The sequence below is a fragment of the Nocardia bhagyanarayanae genome, from assembly GCF_006716565.1.
Lineage (GTDB): Bacteria > Actinomycetota > Actinomycetes > Mycobacteriales > Mycobacteriaceae > Nocardia > Nocardia bhagyanarayanae.
The window spans coordinates 349,876-364,395 of the sequence record NZ_VFPG01000001.1 but is presented as its reverse complement, the minus strand read 5'-3'; the positions used below and the strand labels follow the sequence as shown (position 1 = coordinate 364,395).

Below are 14,520 nucleotides of genomic sequence, written 5' to 3'. Positions count from 1 at the left end.
CATGGCACCGCTCCTACGGCGGCTGCTGCGGGCGGTGACAGTGGCCGCGGTGCTCGCGCTCGCCACCGGAACACCCACGCCCGCGGTGGCGATCGAGCCGCCGAAGGTCGACGACGGCGCACTCGGCGCCGTGCTCGGCCTGGCCGCCAGTGCCAGACCGCCGGACGAGACCGAACAGGCCAAAGTCTGCGCCGAACCCACCCTCCAGGGCGGGGTGCCCCGCGATCCGCCACTGGCGCAGCGGATCCTCGGTTTGGCCGAGGCGTGGCAGTTCAGCCGCGGCGCGGGTCAGAAGGTCGCCGTCATCGATACCGGCGTGAACCGGCACTGGCGCCTGCCCGCGCTCCAGGCCGGCGGGGACTTCGTCTCCACCACCGACGGCACCGTCGACTGCGACGGCCACGGCACCTTCGTGGCCGGGATCATCGCCGCCCAGCCCAGTCTGGAAGACGGATTCGCCGGTGTCGCACCGGAAGCCGAGATCCTGGCCATCCGCCAGCTCAGCTCGGCCTACGAAGCCAAGGACCGCAATCGCCGGGAGGAGCCGGGCGTGATCACGCGCGAAGGCTACGGCACGGTCAACACCCTGGCCGCCGGTATCGTCCGCGCGGTCGACATGGGCGCCACGGTGATCAACATCTCCGAGGTGGCGTGCATGGCCGCGAACGCGGGCGCTGCCGACGGCGCCTTGGGCGCCGCCGTGAAGTACGCCTACGACCGCAATGTGGTCGTAGTCGCCGCGGCCGGAAACACCATGCAGGGCACGCCCTGTGAGAAGCAGAACGACCGCTCGGGCTGGTCGGCGGTGGGCACCGTGGTCACTCCGGCCTGGTTCACGCCCTATGTGCTGTCGGTCGCCTCGGTGGATCCCGAGGGCTCGGTCTCACCGTTCTCGCTGCACGGCCCGTGGGTCGGCGTCGCCGCGCCGGGGCGCGAGATCGTCTCCCTGGACAGCAAGCCCGGCGGGGCGGGCCTGGTCAACGCGACCCAGACCGACGAGGGCTACTCCACCATCGACGGCACCAGCTTCTCCAGCGCCTACGTCTCCGGACTGGCCGCGCTGGTCCGGTCACGCTTCCCGGAACTGACCGCCGCCGAGGTGATCGATCGGATCAAGCTGACCGCGCAGGCGCCGGACAACGGACGCAACGACAAGGTCGGGCACGGCCTGATCGATCCACTGGCCGCGCTCACCGCGCAGCTGCCGCGACAGCCGGTCACCGTCGGCTCCGATATACCGCGCAAGATCGCCGGGCCGTCCCCGCCGCCGTACGTCGACCCGGCCCCCCGCCTGGTCGCCACGATCGGCTCGATCACGCTGCTCGCCCTGCTCGGGCTCGGCTACGCCGCCTCGATCCCGTTCCGGCGGGATGAGCAGGTGAGTGTGGATCCGGGCGCGGAGCAGCAGACCCGAGAGGGGTTGTAGGACATGGCAACCGAAGGTTTCGTGCGCCGCCCGCGGATCGCGCCGCCGCGTCCGCCGGGCGGTGAGGTCGCGTTGTCCGCGCCGCCGGAACTCGATCGTCCCGTCGTCGGCAATCTGCTGATGAAGCTGATGCCGGTGGTGATGGTGGTCGCCGTGGTCGGCATGATCGCGATGATGGTCATGATGGGCCGCAACCTGCTGGCCAACCCGTTCATGATGATGTTCCCGATCATGATGCTGATGTCGATGTTCGGCATGATGGCGGGCATGCGCGGCGGCGGCGGGCCGAAGAAGGCCGCCGAGCTCAACGAGGAACGCAAGGACTACTTCCGCTACCTCGATCAGGTCCGCAAGGATGTGCGCAAGACCGGCAACCAGCAGCTGGCGGCGCTGCGGTGGAGTCATCCCGAACCCAGCGACCTGCAATCGGTGATCGGCAGCCGCCGGATGTGGGAACGTCGGCCCAACGACCCGGATTTCGGGCACGTGCGGGTCGGCTTGGGCAGCCACCGCCTGGCCACCAAGCTCGCCCGGCCCGAGACCGGTCCACTGGAAGACCTGGAACCGGTGTCCACCGTCGCCTTGCGCCGGTTCGTGCGCACCCACTCGGTGGTGCACGGCCTGCCCACCGCCATCTCGCTGCGCGCGTTCCCCGCCATCAACATCGAAGGCGACCGTGAGGCCGCGCTCACGCTGGTGCGCTCGATGCTGATGGAGTTCACCACCTTCCACGGCCCCGACCACGCCGCGGTCGCCATCATCTGCGCCGACCCCGACGGCCCGGCTTGGTCCTGGGCGAAATGGCTACCGCACCTGCAACATCCGGTGGAACGCGACGGCATGGGCTCGGCCCGGATGATGTACCGCTCGCTGGCCGAACTGGAGACCTCCATGTCCGCCGAGCTGGTCGAGCGCGGTCGCTTCATGCGTAACGCGCAGCCGACGGCGGGCCGGATCCATCTGCTGGTGATCATCGACGACGGCTACGTCAGCGGTTCCGAACGCGTCGTCAGCGACGCGGGCCTGGACTCGGTGACCGTGCTCGACCTGACCGCACCGCAAAGCGGTCTCGCGGTGCGCCGCGGCCTGCAACTGGTCGTCACCGAGGACGGCATGGTGGCCGCGAAATCCGCTGCGGGCGTCGAGAAGTTCGCCACCGCGGATCAGGTGACCCGGGCCGAGGCGACCGCGCTGGCCCGGGATCTGGCGCGTTTCCGCATCGCGACCGCCGCCCAGATGGTGAGCCTGGGTGACGAGATCCGGGCCGATCCCGGCCTGATGGCACTGCTGAAGATTCCCGACGCCGCGCAGATCGATCCCGCGGTGGTGTGGCGCCCGCGCAGCGACCGGGAACGGCTGCGGGTACCGATCGGCGTCACCCCCGACGGCACGCCGGTCGAGATCGACATCAAGGAGTCCGCCGAGAACGGCATGGGTCCGCACGGATTGTGTATCGGCGCAACGGGTTCGGGTAAGTCCGAGTTCCTGCGCACGCTGGTGCTCTCCATGGTGACCACGCACTCGCCCGATCTGCTGAACCTGGTCCTTGTCGACTTCAAGGGTGGCGCGACCTTCCTCGGTCTGGATTCGCTGCCGCACGTCTCCGCGGTCATCACCAACCTCGAAGAGGAACTCGCCCTCGTCGACCGCATGAAGGACGCCCTCTCCGGTGAGATGACCCGGCGCCAGGAGTTGCTGCGCGCGGCAGGCAACTTCGCCAATGTCACCGAATACGAGAAGGCTCGCGCCGCGGGCGCCGACCTGGATCCGCTGCCCGCGCTGTTCGTGGTGGTCGACGAGTTCTCCGAACTGCTCTCGCAGAAACCGGATTTCGCCGACCTGTTCGTGATGATCGGCCGCCTCGGCCGCTCGCTGCGCGTGCATCTGCTGCTGGCTTCGCAGCGCCTGGAAGAGAACAAGCTGCGCGGTCTGGACTCACATCTGTCCTACCGGATCGGCCTGCGTACGTTCTCCGCCAACGAATCCCGTGCGGTGCTCGGCATCACCGACGCCTACCACCTGCCGAGCGTGCCTGGCTCCGGCTACCTCAAGAGCGACGCCGACGATCCGCTGCGCTTCAACGCCAGTTACGTCTCGGGGCCGTATGTTTCGCCGCGCGGTACCCGGCAGGTGGACGGCAAGACGGTCGGCGGGCAGTCGCCCGTGGTGTTCACCGCGGCGCCGGTGGCGCTGCCGGAGACCGTCGAGCCCGAGCGGGAGGCCGTGCCGAGTGGCCGGCCCGAGCTGCCGCCGCCGCCCGGACGGATGGCGTTGCCCGAATTGCCGCCGCCGCCAGGACAATTCGTGGAGGGGGAAGACGAGCAGGGCCCGGTGCCGGTCGCCGAGGCCGTTCCCGCGACGCTGCTGACCACCGTCGTCGAGCGCCTGCGCGGCCACGGCCGCCCGGCGCACGAGGTGTGGCTGCCGCCACTGGACGAGTCGCCCTCGGTCGACATGTTGCTGCCGGACCCGGACTGGCGCTCGCCGGTCAACCGGCACGGTCAGCTGTGGTTGCCGCTCGGTGTCATCGACAAGCCCTACGAGCAGCGCCGCGACGTGCTGATCGTGGATCTGTCCGCGGCGCAAGGCAATGTCGCGGTCGTCGGTGGTCCGCAGTCGGGTAAGTCGACCACCCTGCGCACCATCATCATGGCCGCGGCCGCCACGCACACACCCGAGCAGGTGCAGTTCTATTGCCTCGACTTCGGTGGCGGCACACTCTCCGGTTTGGCGGGGATTCCGCATGTCGGTTCCGTCGCGGGTCGCATGGAAGTCGATCGGATCCGCCGCACCATCGCGGAGGTGACCGGCATCCTGCGCCGCCGCGAGGAGCTGTTCCGCGAGCTGGGCATCGACTCCATCGTCGAATTCCGCAGGCGGAAAGCGCTGCTGGCGGAGAAGTCGCCTGCCGAGCGGCAAGCCGACCCGCTCGCTCAGGATCCGCACGGTGACGTCTTCCTCGTCATCGACGGCTGGCCCACCATCCGCGCGGATTACGACACGCTGGAACCACAGCTGAACGCCATCGCGGCGCAGGGTCTTTCCTACGGTGTCCACCTGGTGGTCTCGACCACCCGGTGGCCGGAGATCCGGCCCCAGGTCAAGGACCTCATCGGTACTCGCATCGAGCTCCGCCTCGGTGACCCGTCCGACTCCGAGATGGACCGGCGCACCGCGGTGCTCGTGCCCACCGGGCGTCCGGGCCGCGGTCTCACCGCACAGAAGCTGCATCTGCTGATCGCGTTGCCGCGCTTGGACTCCGACTCCGATCCGCGCACCCTGTCCGAGGGAATCGCCATCGCCAAGCAGCAGCTCACCGAGCTCTACCCCGGCCGGAACGCGCCCGAGGTCCGGATGCTGCCGATGGAGCTCTCGCGCGATGCCGTGGTCGCGGAGGCGGCGCGGCGGGGCATCCAGCAGAGCAAGACGCTGGCCGTTATCGGCGTCGGCGAGACCGACCTGCAACCGATCGCCATGGACTTCGCGGTGCAGCCGCACTTCTACAGCTTCTGCGATGTGGAGTGCGGTAAGACCACCCTGCTGCGCAACATCGTCCTCGGCATCACCGAGAACTCCACCTCCGACGAAGCCCGCGTCATCCTGATCGACTACCGGCGCACCATGCTCGGCGTGATCGAGGGGGCGCAGCTGGCCGGGTACTCGACCTCGTCGCAGACGTCTTTCGGGATGATCAAGGAAGTCGCGAACTACCTCCAGAAGCGGATCCCGGGCAACGACATCACGCCACAGCAGTTGCGCGAACGTAGCTGGTGGACCGGGCCCGAGATCTATGTCGTCGTCGACGATTACGAGATGGTGGTCTCCGGTGGGCGCAACCCGCTGGAGCCGCTGATCGAGTTCCTGCCGCAGGCACGCGACATCGGTCTGCACGTGGTGATCAGCCGCCGCGCCGGCGGCGCCAGCCGGGCCATGTTCGACAAGGTGCTCGGCACGCTCAAGGAAATGGGTGTGGACGCGCTGCTGATGAGCGCGCCCAAGGACGAGGGCAAGATCATCGGCGACATCCGCGCCGCCAAGCTGCCGCCCGGCCGCGGCACGCTGATTACTCGCGGCGGCACCGAGATGATCCAGGTGGCGCACCTGCCGCCGCTATAGGCGTACCTCCGCCTTCGCTCCGGCCATGCGCGGGCTGAGGGCGGACTTCGTCCGGCTGTGTGGCTCGGGCGTACCTCCGCCTTCGCTCCGGCCATGCGCGGACTGAGGGCGGACTTCGTCCGGCTGTGTGGTTTTGGGCGTACCTCCGCCTTCGCTCCGGCCATGCGCGGGTTGAGGGCGGACTTCGTCCGGCTGTGTGGTTTCGGGCGTACCTCCGCCTTCGCTCCGGTGCTGCCTGCTCAGTTCGGCAGCGCCGGGGGAGTGAGGATGGTGTCCGTCGGCGGGTCCAGCCTGGGCGCCGACGACGGCAGACCCGCGGCGGGGATGGCGAGCGTCTGCTCGAAATCCCAGCTGTCGGTGCGCCGTTCGAACAGCGCGCGGGAGGGGCCGCGGGCGATCGGTCCCGCGATGCGCGCCATGTGGAAGCCCGCTCTGCGGTAGTAGTCGTGCAGGTCGGCGTTCGTCGTCCAGGCATCGAGGCGGACCCAGTCGCGGTCGCGTTCCCTGGCCAGCTGCCCGGCGTGCGCGAGCAGGCGATGGCCGAGACGTTGCCCGGCGAAACGCAGGTCGACGATCATGAAGTGCACGACGACCGCGTCGGCGAGTTCCCACTGCGACCACAGGCCGGGATCGGCGCGGTCGTTGACGGTGATGGTTCCCGCCGGTTCGCCGTCCACCTCGGCGATCCAGGTCTCGCCCGCGTCCAGCGAGCGGCCGACTCCACGGGCGAAGATCTCGATGGGCAGTCCGCGACCGGCGATCGTCCACTGGTCGGAACCACGGGCGGTGAGCCAGGCCGTGCGCTGGACGCGCAGGCGGCAGATCATGCCGAGATCACCGAGGTCGGCCTGGCGGAAAACGGTAGTCATAGCAAAGAGATACCTGGCCTATACGAATCGCCCAAAGTTTGCCGGATTACGGCGGTTCCCTCGGCGTCGCCGAGTTCGTAGGCCAAACGGTTGCGCGTGGCGATGGAGCGTTGCCTCGTCGCCCGGGTGACCCTGCTGCGATCCGCGCCGATGCGCAGATGATCGAGCAGGATCGTTCCGGTCGCGACGCCGAGCACCATGGCCTCCTCCGCGCTGGCCGGCCGCGCGACGAGCGTGTCGCGGTGGGCGGTCTCGGGGTGGCCGCGGTCGGCCATCCTGCGGGTGGTGCCCTCGGGGATGTCGTGCGGCGAGTCGATTCCGGTGGCCTCGGCCAGGTCCCGGGGATAGAAGCTGACCTCCCAGGACCACGGTTCGTTGTCCAGATACTGCACGACGGTGCGTGCGAGCACCCACGAGTCCTCCGGCACGCCGAGCCACCGCGCCACCTGCGCCGTCGCGGGCTCCATCCGCGCGCTGAACTCCTTGGCGGGCACCCGGTCCGCGCGGCGGGCGATCTCCTCGAAGATGTCGTGCGGCGTCTTGGGACGGTCGGGACGGATATGGTCGGTCATCACCGACTCGAGCACTTCCTGGTTTCGAACGATCGTTCCGCGGGAAGTAGCTGTATAGACGAGATTTTCGGCAACGAGAACTTGAACGGCATTGCGGGCCGTGGTGATCGAGACCTGCATCTGCTCGGCCAGCTCGGTGTGACTGGGAAGTCGATCGCCCGGATTCCATTTGCCTGAGCGGATCTCCTCGCGGAGGAGGTCTGCGATCCGGTGATACGTCGGACCGTCCGCCATCTTGCTCCTCGGTTGGTCGTGCAGGTAACGAAGTGTACTCTTCGTGACTTCCTACGGGCGGGTAACGCTTGACAGGTGCCTTCAGAGGTTTATTGTAATGAACGTCCTGATCCGGTGTTGTGCGGCGATGAACGGCGAGGCAACGTGGCAGGTTCGGATTCATCAACGGTTGTGATGGCTCTTCCCGACACACCCCGGTGTGTCGATACGGCAGTGCAGTCCGTGACTACCGGGCTACTGCCCACTTCGGATCTACTTGTTCGGGCGTGTCGCGGGCATCGGGTCGTAGGTGGCCCCTTGCTCTGGTTCGCCCGTGATTTGGCGGTGCTGCACGAGCGGCGGCTGGTCGGCCGCGGCGGCTCGGTCAGCACCGACCCGACGCATATTCTCGAAAACGAGCGGCGCCGAAGCGAATTGGTGCTGGCCATCGATGACTGGGTGACGCGCAGCGTGCCCCAGCATCGGCTCGGCGCCACCTTGCACACGGAAACCGTAGGCGCGGTGATCGATCGGCTCGCGGAGTCCTCGGTGCGTGCGCACCACGCGCTGATGACTCTCGACGCGCACGACGAGCTACTGCACTGCGCCTGGCACCACCTCGCCGAATTGGCGGACGCCTACGACGACCTGATCCGCGACGTGCTCGCGGGTCGGAGGCGCCTGCCCGAGTGGTGAGGTGGCTCGTTCGGTCGGGTGTCGTACCCCCTCCTCGGCACCCGACCGGCGAACCTTATTGGTGCGCAACGGTGTCGCGCTGCGAACTTCGTCGAACGCGTTCTTTGCCGAACACGTTCTCGTCGGACCCAGCGCTCAGGTGTGGAAGCGGCGGTGGTCGACGCCGAACTCGTCGGCGACGGTCGCGGCCAGTTCCACGTAGGCGCGCTTGGCCTGCTTGCTGAGCCGGTGCAGGTCGATCTCGGCGCCCTCCGAGAGGTGCGAGTCGTACGGGATGATGTGCACCGCGCGGCAGCGCGACAAGAAGTACTCGCGTAGCTGCTGCACGCCCACGTTCGGCGAACCCTCGCGCGGCAGGTTGATCACCACGACGGCGTTGCGCACCAGGTGATCGTGACCGTGCAGGGACAGCCAGTCCAGCGTCGCCGCGGCGCTGCGCGCGCCGTCGATCGCCGCCGACGAGATCAGCACCAGCGAGTGCGCCAGGTCCAGCACGCCCGCCATCGCCGAGTGCATCAGCCCGGTGCCGCAGTCGGTGAGGATGATGTTGTAGTAGCGCTGCAGGATTCGGGCGACCGCTCGGTATTCCTCGTCGTTGAACGCCTCCGACGCCGCCGGATCGCGTTCGCTGGCAAGCACTTCCAGTCGGCTGGTGGCCTGCGAGGTGTGCCTGCGCACGTCCGAGTAGCGCTCGATCGACGGATCGAGCAGCAGATCGCGCACCGTCGAGCGAGTTTGCAGCGGAACCCGCTGGGAGAGCGTGCCGAAGTCCGGGTTGGCGTCGACGGCGATCACCCGGTCGCCGCGGATGGAGGCGAAGATGGATCCGAGGCCCATGGTGGTGGTCGTCTTACCGACGCCGCCCTTCAGCGAGAGCACCGCGATGCGGTAATCGCCGCGGACCGGCTGCCTGATCCGCGCCACCAGTTCCTGCAGTCGCAGCTCCTCGGCGGACATGCCGGGATTGATCGCGCCACCGGACATGTGGTGCACGGCCTTACGCCACCCGCTGCCCGGCGCCTTCTTGGCGCGGCGCAACGGCACGTCGTCCAGCGACGGCTGGCCGTGCCGGTGTGGACCGCCGTGCTGCTGGTGGCCCCAGCTCTCGGCGGACGGCCGGTGTGGCTGCTGACCCCAGCTCTCGGGGGCGGGACCCTGCGGGGCCGCGGGAGGTTGCGCGGCCTGGTTCCACGCCGGAGCTACGGGCGGTTGGTGTTCGGCTGCCGGAGGGACGAAGCCGGGCGCGTTGTTCGGGGGCTCGACCGTTCCCGGCCCGGGCGACGGCGGGTACCCCGGCTCGCCGGGCCGCCGATCGCCGGGAATGTGGTAGGCGCTGGCATCGGGACCGGGGGCGGGCGCGTAACCGCCCTGGCGCGGGTCGGCATAGCCGTAGGGCGCGGGACCGTCCTGTGGATTCGGCGCTTGCGGGCCGTATCCGGACTGGCTCCACGGCATTTCGCCGCCCGGCGCCTGCCCGCCCTGCTGCGCGAAGACGCCGGGATCGCGGCGTACCTCGCCGGGGGCGGGTTGATCGCTGACCGGAGCCCGATGCCCGCCCTGCGCCGGACCCGGTGCGCCCCACTGCCGCTCACCCGGATCGGGTTCGGCGGGCAGTCGATGCCTACCGCCCGCGACGTCGGCGTCTTCGGCCGCGCCGACGCCTGCGGCGGGGTTGCGCGTGAACTCACCGCCATGGCCTCGTCCGACTGTCGCCGGTCCGTACGTGGAATCGGCGGGGCCCTGGGGGATTTCGCCGCCGGGTCGGGTGGAAGAGCCTCGAGTCGCGTCGAAAGCCGTATCGTCGCCGGTCGATCGAGGCGCGGTGACGGGTCGCGCGGCGCCGGTCGCGGGATCTATCGCGGCCGACGTGCCGCCGGGGACGTCGGCGTGCATGGCAGGCGCTGGCTCGGGGCGACCGGTTTCGGGCGAGGTCGCCGGTGACTGCTGCGCGGTCGACGAAGTCGCCTGAACCCAAGGCTGCTGGGCCGACGCCGTCGGGGGCGGCGGCAGCTCGGGGCGTGTGCTCGACTGGCCCTGCTCGGCGCCACCGAGCCAAGACGGCGGGGCGTCGCCCGATGGCGCCGACCCCTCCTGCGTCTGCGGCGGGAGATCTTGCCCCGCAGGCCGTGCGGCCGCGGCCGAGCTTGTCGCCGTCGCGCCCGGGCCCGCGAGCCATGGCGGGGCACTGTCGAATTCGTTCCCCCCGCCCGCCGGAGCCGGATTGTGCCCCTGGCCCGCTTGCGCCGCGGTGCTGGTCTCGGCCGTCGGGGAGGTGCCGTGTCCCTGGCCCGCTTGCGCGGCAGTGCGGTCATCGGCGGTCGAAGCGGGGCCGTGGCCCTCACCGGTCTGCGCAGGAGTGCGCCCCTCGGCGGTCGGCGCGAAGCCGTGGCCCTGGCCCGTCTGCGTGGCGGTGCGACTCTCGTCCGCCGGAGCTGGGTTGTGCGCCTGGCCCGCTTGCGCCGCGGTGCTGGTCTCGGCCGTCGGGGAGGTGCCCTGCCTCTGGCCCGTTTGCGCGGCAGTGCGGTCATCGGCGACCGGAGCGGCGCCGTGGCCCTCATCGGTCTGCGCAGGAGTGCGCCCCTCGGCGGTCGGCGCGAAGCCGTGGCCCTGGCTCGTCTGTGCGGCGTTGTGACTCTCGGCCGCCGGAGGGGAGACGCGGTGCTCGGCATCCGGTGCCGGGGTGCGGCCCGCGGCCGACTGATCCTCGGCGGTCCGGGGAGCGAAGTCGTCTTGTGCCCGCCGGGCAGAACTGTCCTCAGCCGGGGACGGCCGGACGTCGCTCGGCGGTGGCGGCAGGTCGGGGAGCTGGCGCTGGTAGCGGGTGGTCGCCTCGTTCGAAGGCGGCGGCTCGGGTGCGGGCGGCGGTGTCGTCGGCGTGGGCGTGCGCTGACCGAGGGGTTGAAAGCCCTCGGAAGGCTGGCTCGGCTGCCGGGTGGGCAGACGGGATTGCCCTGTGCGCCGCGCATCGGGACTCTCCGTGGCCTGGCTCGATCCGTCGACCGGCGCGTGCCCGGGGCCGGTCGGGTGCTGCTGCTGTCCCGGTCCGCCCGTCGAACCGGGCGCGTACGCGGACGCGCCGTGGATTTGTCCGGGCCCGCCGTACTGCGGCGTCGGCACCTGACCGTGGCTGCCGATCGGCGGCTGTCCTGGCCCGCCCACCGGCGATGGGAATCCGGGCCCACCCGTGGGCGGCTGATAGGTCTGTTCGGGCCCGCCGTGCTGCGGGCCGGGTCCGCCGAACTGCTGCGGGGACGCCTGACCGGGCACACCGAATTGGCCCGGAGGCGCCTGCTCCGGCCCGCCGCTCCACCGCCCGGCCTCGCCGATCGGCTCCTGTCCCGGCTGTCCCTGGCCACCGAACTGCTGGGGCACATAGCCACCGCCACTTTGCGGCGGCACCGGCCCGCGCCCTTCCATCGGCTGCTGCGGCGCGATGCCCTGCCCGCCCGTCGACTGTCGACCGGGACCCTCCGTGGGCTGCCATGAACCGTTGCGGTCTTCGCCGCGCGTGCCCTGCTGCGGCGACTGTCCGGGGCGACCCTCGGCATCGGGACCGGACGACCAAGAATCGCCCGACTGTGGCCGACCCCACGAATCCGCGCGTGGCTGCGGCTCCGCGGGCTGTTCCTCGACCGGCTCGTCCTTGTCGCGGCCCAGCCACCTACGCTTCTTGTCCTTGCGGCCGGAGCCCTGGCTCGAGTCGTGACGGCCCTCCGGCGCCTGTGATTTGCGGCGCGTGCGTTTGCGGTCGGGTGCGTCGTCGATGATGTCGTCGTGCGGGAGATTCTGTACCGGTGCCTCGTAGCCGCCGTTGACCTCGCTGTCGGACAGCCACGGCGGCAGCATCGGCAGGCCGTCGTTGTTGCGACTCACCGCATCGCCTCACTGTCGCTCGGCTCCATCGTGCCCGAGATGGCTCGCCCGCTGCGCTCGCGCTCGGCCCCGCCGTGGCCGAGGGGCGCGGCGCCTGCGGCACGCCCGGTACGCTGGCTCACGGCATCCCCCTAAGTCTGCTCGACCGTTTCCTGGACTCGGTCAGTTTACGTGACCGGCGTCGCTCGACGCGGGGCAGGGAGCGGCCACGCCGGGGACTTCACGGCGAGGTGTTTTTGCCGGATCGGATGCCTCCCGGTAAGCTGGAGCGGCGGTGCACCTATGCGCCGCCTGTTTGCATGCCGCCGGTCCGGTTACGCCGACCGGTACATACAAGCAGACACCAGGCAATCACACCAGGTTCGATCGGCAATGCCGACCAGCGAACCGGGATCGCGGAGGACATGGCGAAGAAAGACGGGGCCATCGAGGTCGAGGGTCGAGTTGTCGAGCCGCTGCCCAATGCGATGTTCCGGATCGAGCTCGAGAACGGGCACAAGGTTCTCGCGCACATCAGCGGAAAGATGCGGCAGCACTACATTCGCATCCTTCCCGAGGACCGGGTGGTCGTCGAGCTTTCGCCCTACGACCTGTCCCGCGGGCGAATCGTTTACCGCTACAAGTGAATCGAGCAGGCGAGCCATGCTCGCGAAATGCGCTCGCCCAGGTCGATTCACTTGGTGTTTTGTGGGGGTGCAACCCCCACGCCCCGCCCGGCGGGCTTCGCCCCCGGACCCCCAGGCGGGTGGTCGAGTCCGGATTCAACCACCGGACAGGCGGTTGGGCCGAGCCTCGAGCGACGCTCGCCACCAGGGGCCGTGTCTCCCCGAGGGGCCGCTAGACCGCCGTCCGCGAGGACGGGGACAATAAGACTTCCCCAGTCGCCAGGCTGGGGAAAAACTGTGTTCACACCCGTGTGGACCGCAACGAGATTGGACGGACGTGAAGGTTCAGCCGAGCGTCAAGAAGATCTGCGAGAAGTGCAAGGTGATCCGCCGCCACGGCCGGGTCATGGTGATCTGCGACAACCTGCGCCACAAGCAGCGCCAGGGCTGATCGAAGTCTCACCGCCAAGCACCGAACGCAGTTCGGATTGGCACACAGAAGAACTCCCAGCTCCAGCCGCACGCTGTGGAAATTCGGGCTCTCGCGAGAGGGAACGGGGCGTGCGAGCCAACCACCGGTACGGAGGCCGGTGCCCCAACCAAGACGGGGGAACGGACAGGGAGCAGACCTCCGCAACGATTAAGGAAACTGCCACATGGCACGTCTCATGGGCGTCGACCTCCCGCGCGAAAAGCGCATGGAGATCGCGCTGACCTACATTTTCGGCATCGGCCGTACCCGCTCCAAGGAGATCCTCGAGGCCACCGGCGTCAGCCCGGACCTGCGTTCGAAGGACCTCAGCGACGACGACCTGACCAAGCTCCGCGACTACATCGAGGCCTCGGAGTTCAAGGTCGAGGGTGACCTGCGCCGTGAGGTGCAGGCCGACATCCGCCGCAAGATCGAGATCGGCTGCTACCAGGGCCTGCGCCACCGTCGTGGCCTGCCCGTGCGTGGCCAGCGGACCAAGACCAACGCGCGCACCCGCAAGGGCCCGAAGCGCACCGTCGCAGGCAAGAAGAAGTAAGGGATACGGATGCCTCCTAAGAGCAGGGCCTCCGGCCCCAAGAAGACCCAGAAGTCGCGCCGCAGGGACAAGAAGAACGTCCCGCACGGCAACGCGCACATCAAGAGCACGTTCAACAACACGATCGTGTCCATCACCGACCCGAACGGCAACGTCATCTCCTGGGCGTCGTCGGGTCACGTCGGCTTCAAGGGTTCGCGTAAGTCGACCCCGTTCGCCGCGCAGCTCGCCGCCGAGAACGCGGCGCGCAAGGCGCAGGAGCACGGCGTCAAGAAGGTCGACGTGTTCGTCAAGGGCCCCGGTTCGGGCCGTGAGACCGCGATCCGCTCGCTGCAGGCCGCCGGCCTCGAGGTGGGCACGATCTCCGATGTCACCCCGCAGCCGCACAACGGCTGCCGTCCGCCCAAGCGGCGTCGCGTCTAGCGGGAAAGGAAGGTAGAACGAAATGGCCCGTTACACCGGACCCATCACCCGCAAGTCGCGTCGTCTGCGCGTCGACCTCGTCGGCGGCGATCAGGCGTTCGAGCGTCGCCCCTACCCGCCCGGCCAGCACGGCCGCGCGCGTATCAAGGAGAGCGAATACCTGCTCCAGCTGCAGGAGAAGCAGAAGGCTCGCTTCTCCTACGGCGTCATGGAGAAGCAGTTCCGCCGGTACTACGAAGAGGCCAACCGCCTCAAGGGCAAGACCGGTGACAACCTGCTCCGTCTCCTGGAGCTGCGGCTGGACAACGTCGTGTACCGCGCCGGTCTGGCGCGCACCCGCCGCCAGGCCCGCCAGCTGGTCAGCCACGGCCACTTCCTGGTCAACGGCGTCAAGGTCGACGTGCCCAGCTACAAGGTGAGCCAGTACGACATCATCGATGTCAAGGACAAGTCGCTGCCGACCCTGCCTTTCCAGGTCGCGCGGGAGACCCTCGGCGATCGCCCGGTTCCGGGCTGGCTGCAGGTGATCCCGGGCCGTCTGCGGATCCTGGTCCACCAGGAGCCGGAGCGCGCCCAGATCGATGTGCCGCTGCAGGAACAGCTGATCGTCGAGTACTACTCGAAGTAATCAGCGAATGCCGCTGGTGCTGGGGCGTCCGGTTCGCCGGACGGTCCAGCACAACCCCTTAAAACGAGGCG

General features: G+C 69.3%; 12 protein-coding genes. 8 read left to right on the top strand and 4 right to left on the bottom strand.

Features of this window, described 5'->3' with window-relative positions:
- Position 1: 1 nt before the first annotated feature.
- Both mycP and eccCa read left to right on the top strand, forming a co-directional pair.
- A complete protein-coding gene (gene mycP, locus FB390_RS01535) occupies positions 2-1,426 on the top strand; it encodes a type VII secretion-associated serine protease mycosin (protein WP_141807342.1) in 1,425 nt (474 codons plus the stop codon).
- Between the two features lie 3 nt (positions 1,427-1,429).
- Positions 1,430-5,542 carry a type VII secretion protein EccCa gene (eccCa, locus tag FB390_RS01530; RefSeq protein ID WP_141807341.1) on the top strand — a complete coding sequence of 1,371 codons (4,113 nt, stop codon included), beginning with the start codon at positions 1,430-1,432 and terminating at the stop codon, positions 5,540-5,542.
- Between the two features lie 239 nt (positions 5,543-5,781).
- Here eccCa and FB390_RS01525 read toward each other — a convergent pair whose 3' ends face one another.
- Positions 5,782-6,411, bottom strand: a complete 630-nt coding sequence (locus tag FB390_RS01525) for a GNAT family N-acetyltransferase (protein ID WP_141807340.1) — start codon at positions 6,409-6,411, stop codon at positions 5,782-5,784.
- The gene (locus FB390_RS01520; protein WP_141807339.1) at positions 6,408-7,217 is read right to left on the bottom strand and encodes a GntR family transcriptional regulator; all 810 of its coding nucleotides are present in this window, start codon (positions 7,215-7,217) and stop codon (positions 6,408-6,410) included. The genes FB390_RS01525 and FB390_RS01520 overlap by 4 nt, the downstream gene beginning before the upstream one ends.
- A 297-nt stretch (positions 7,218-7,514) precedes the next feature.
- Here FB390_RS01520 and FB390_RS01515 point away from each other — a divergent pair, with 297 nt between their 5' ends.
- Positions 7,515-7,892: a DUF4254 domain-containing protein gene (locus FB390_RS01515; RefSeq protein ID WP_245910361.1), complete on the top strand. Its 378-nt coding sequence runs from the start codon at positions 7,515-7,517 to the stop codon at positions 7,890-7,892.
- Positions 7,893-8,027: 135 nt separating this feature from the next.
- On the opposite strand, the gene FB390_RS34045 is transcribed toward FB390_RS01515, so the two are convergent.
- Together FB390_RS34045 and FB390_RS34585 are read right to left on the bottom strand one after the other, a co-directional pair.
- Positions 8,028-11,765 carry a nucleotide-binding protein gene (locus FB390_RS34045; RefSeq protein ID WP_246123803.1) on the bottom strand — a complete coding sequence of 1,246 codons (3,738 nt, stop codon included), beginning with the start codon at positions 11,763-11,765 and terminating at the stop codon, positions 8,028-8,030.
- Positions 11,762-11,887 (bottom strand): hypothetical protein, encoded by a 126-nt coding sequence (locus FB390_RS34585; RefSeq protein WP_255284310.1) that lies wholly within the window; start codon positions 11,885-11,887, stop codon positions 11,762-11,764. Before FB390_RS34585 ends, FB390_RS34045 begins: the two co-directional genes overlap by 4 nt.
- A 282-nt stretch (positions 11,888-12,169) precedes the next feature.
- Between FB390_RS34585 and infA the strand changes: the two genes are divergently transcribed.
- The 5 genes from infA (at position 12,170) to rpsD (ending at position 14,449) form a co-directional block, all read left to right on the top strand.
- Positions 12,170-12,391 (top strand): translation initiation factor IF-1, encoded by a 222-nt coding sequence (gene infA, locus FB390_RS01505; protein WP_003418601.1) that lies wholly within the window; start codon positions 12,170-12,172, stop codon positions 12,389-12,391.
- A 316-nt stretch (positions 12,392-12,707) separates the two neighbouring features.
- Positions 12,708-12,821: a 50S ribosomal protein L36 gene (gene rpmJ / locus FB390_RS01500; protein WP_011207363.1), complete on the top strand. Its 114-nt coding sequence runs from the start codon at positions 12,708-12,710 to the stop codon at positions 12,819-12,821.
- Between the two features lie 205 nt (positions 12,822-13,026).
- Entirely contained in the window at positions 13,027-13,398 is a 372-nt protein-coding gene (gene rpsM, locus FB390_RS01495) for a 30S ribosomal protein S13 (RefSeq protein WP_039795645.1), read from the top strand.
- A 9-nt stretch (positions 13,399-13,407) separates the two neighbouring features.
- Positions 13,408-13,821 (top strand): 30S ribosomal protein S11, encoded by a 414-nt coding sequence (gene rpsK, locus FB390_RS01490; protein ID WP_011207365.1) that lies wholly within the window; start codon positions 13,408-13,410, stop codon positions 13,819-13,821.
- 22 nt (positions 13,822-13,843) lie between these two features.
- A complete protein-coding gene (gene rpsD / locus FB390_RS01485; RefSeq protein WP_141807337.1) occupies positions 13,844-14,449 on the top strand; it encodes a 30S ribosomal protein S4 in 606 nt (201 codons plus the stop codon).
- The last annotated feature ends 71 nt before the right edge of the window (positions 14,450-14,520 follow it).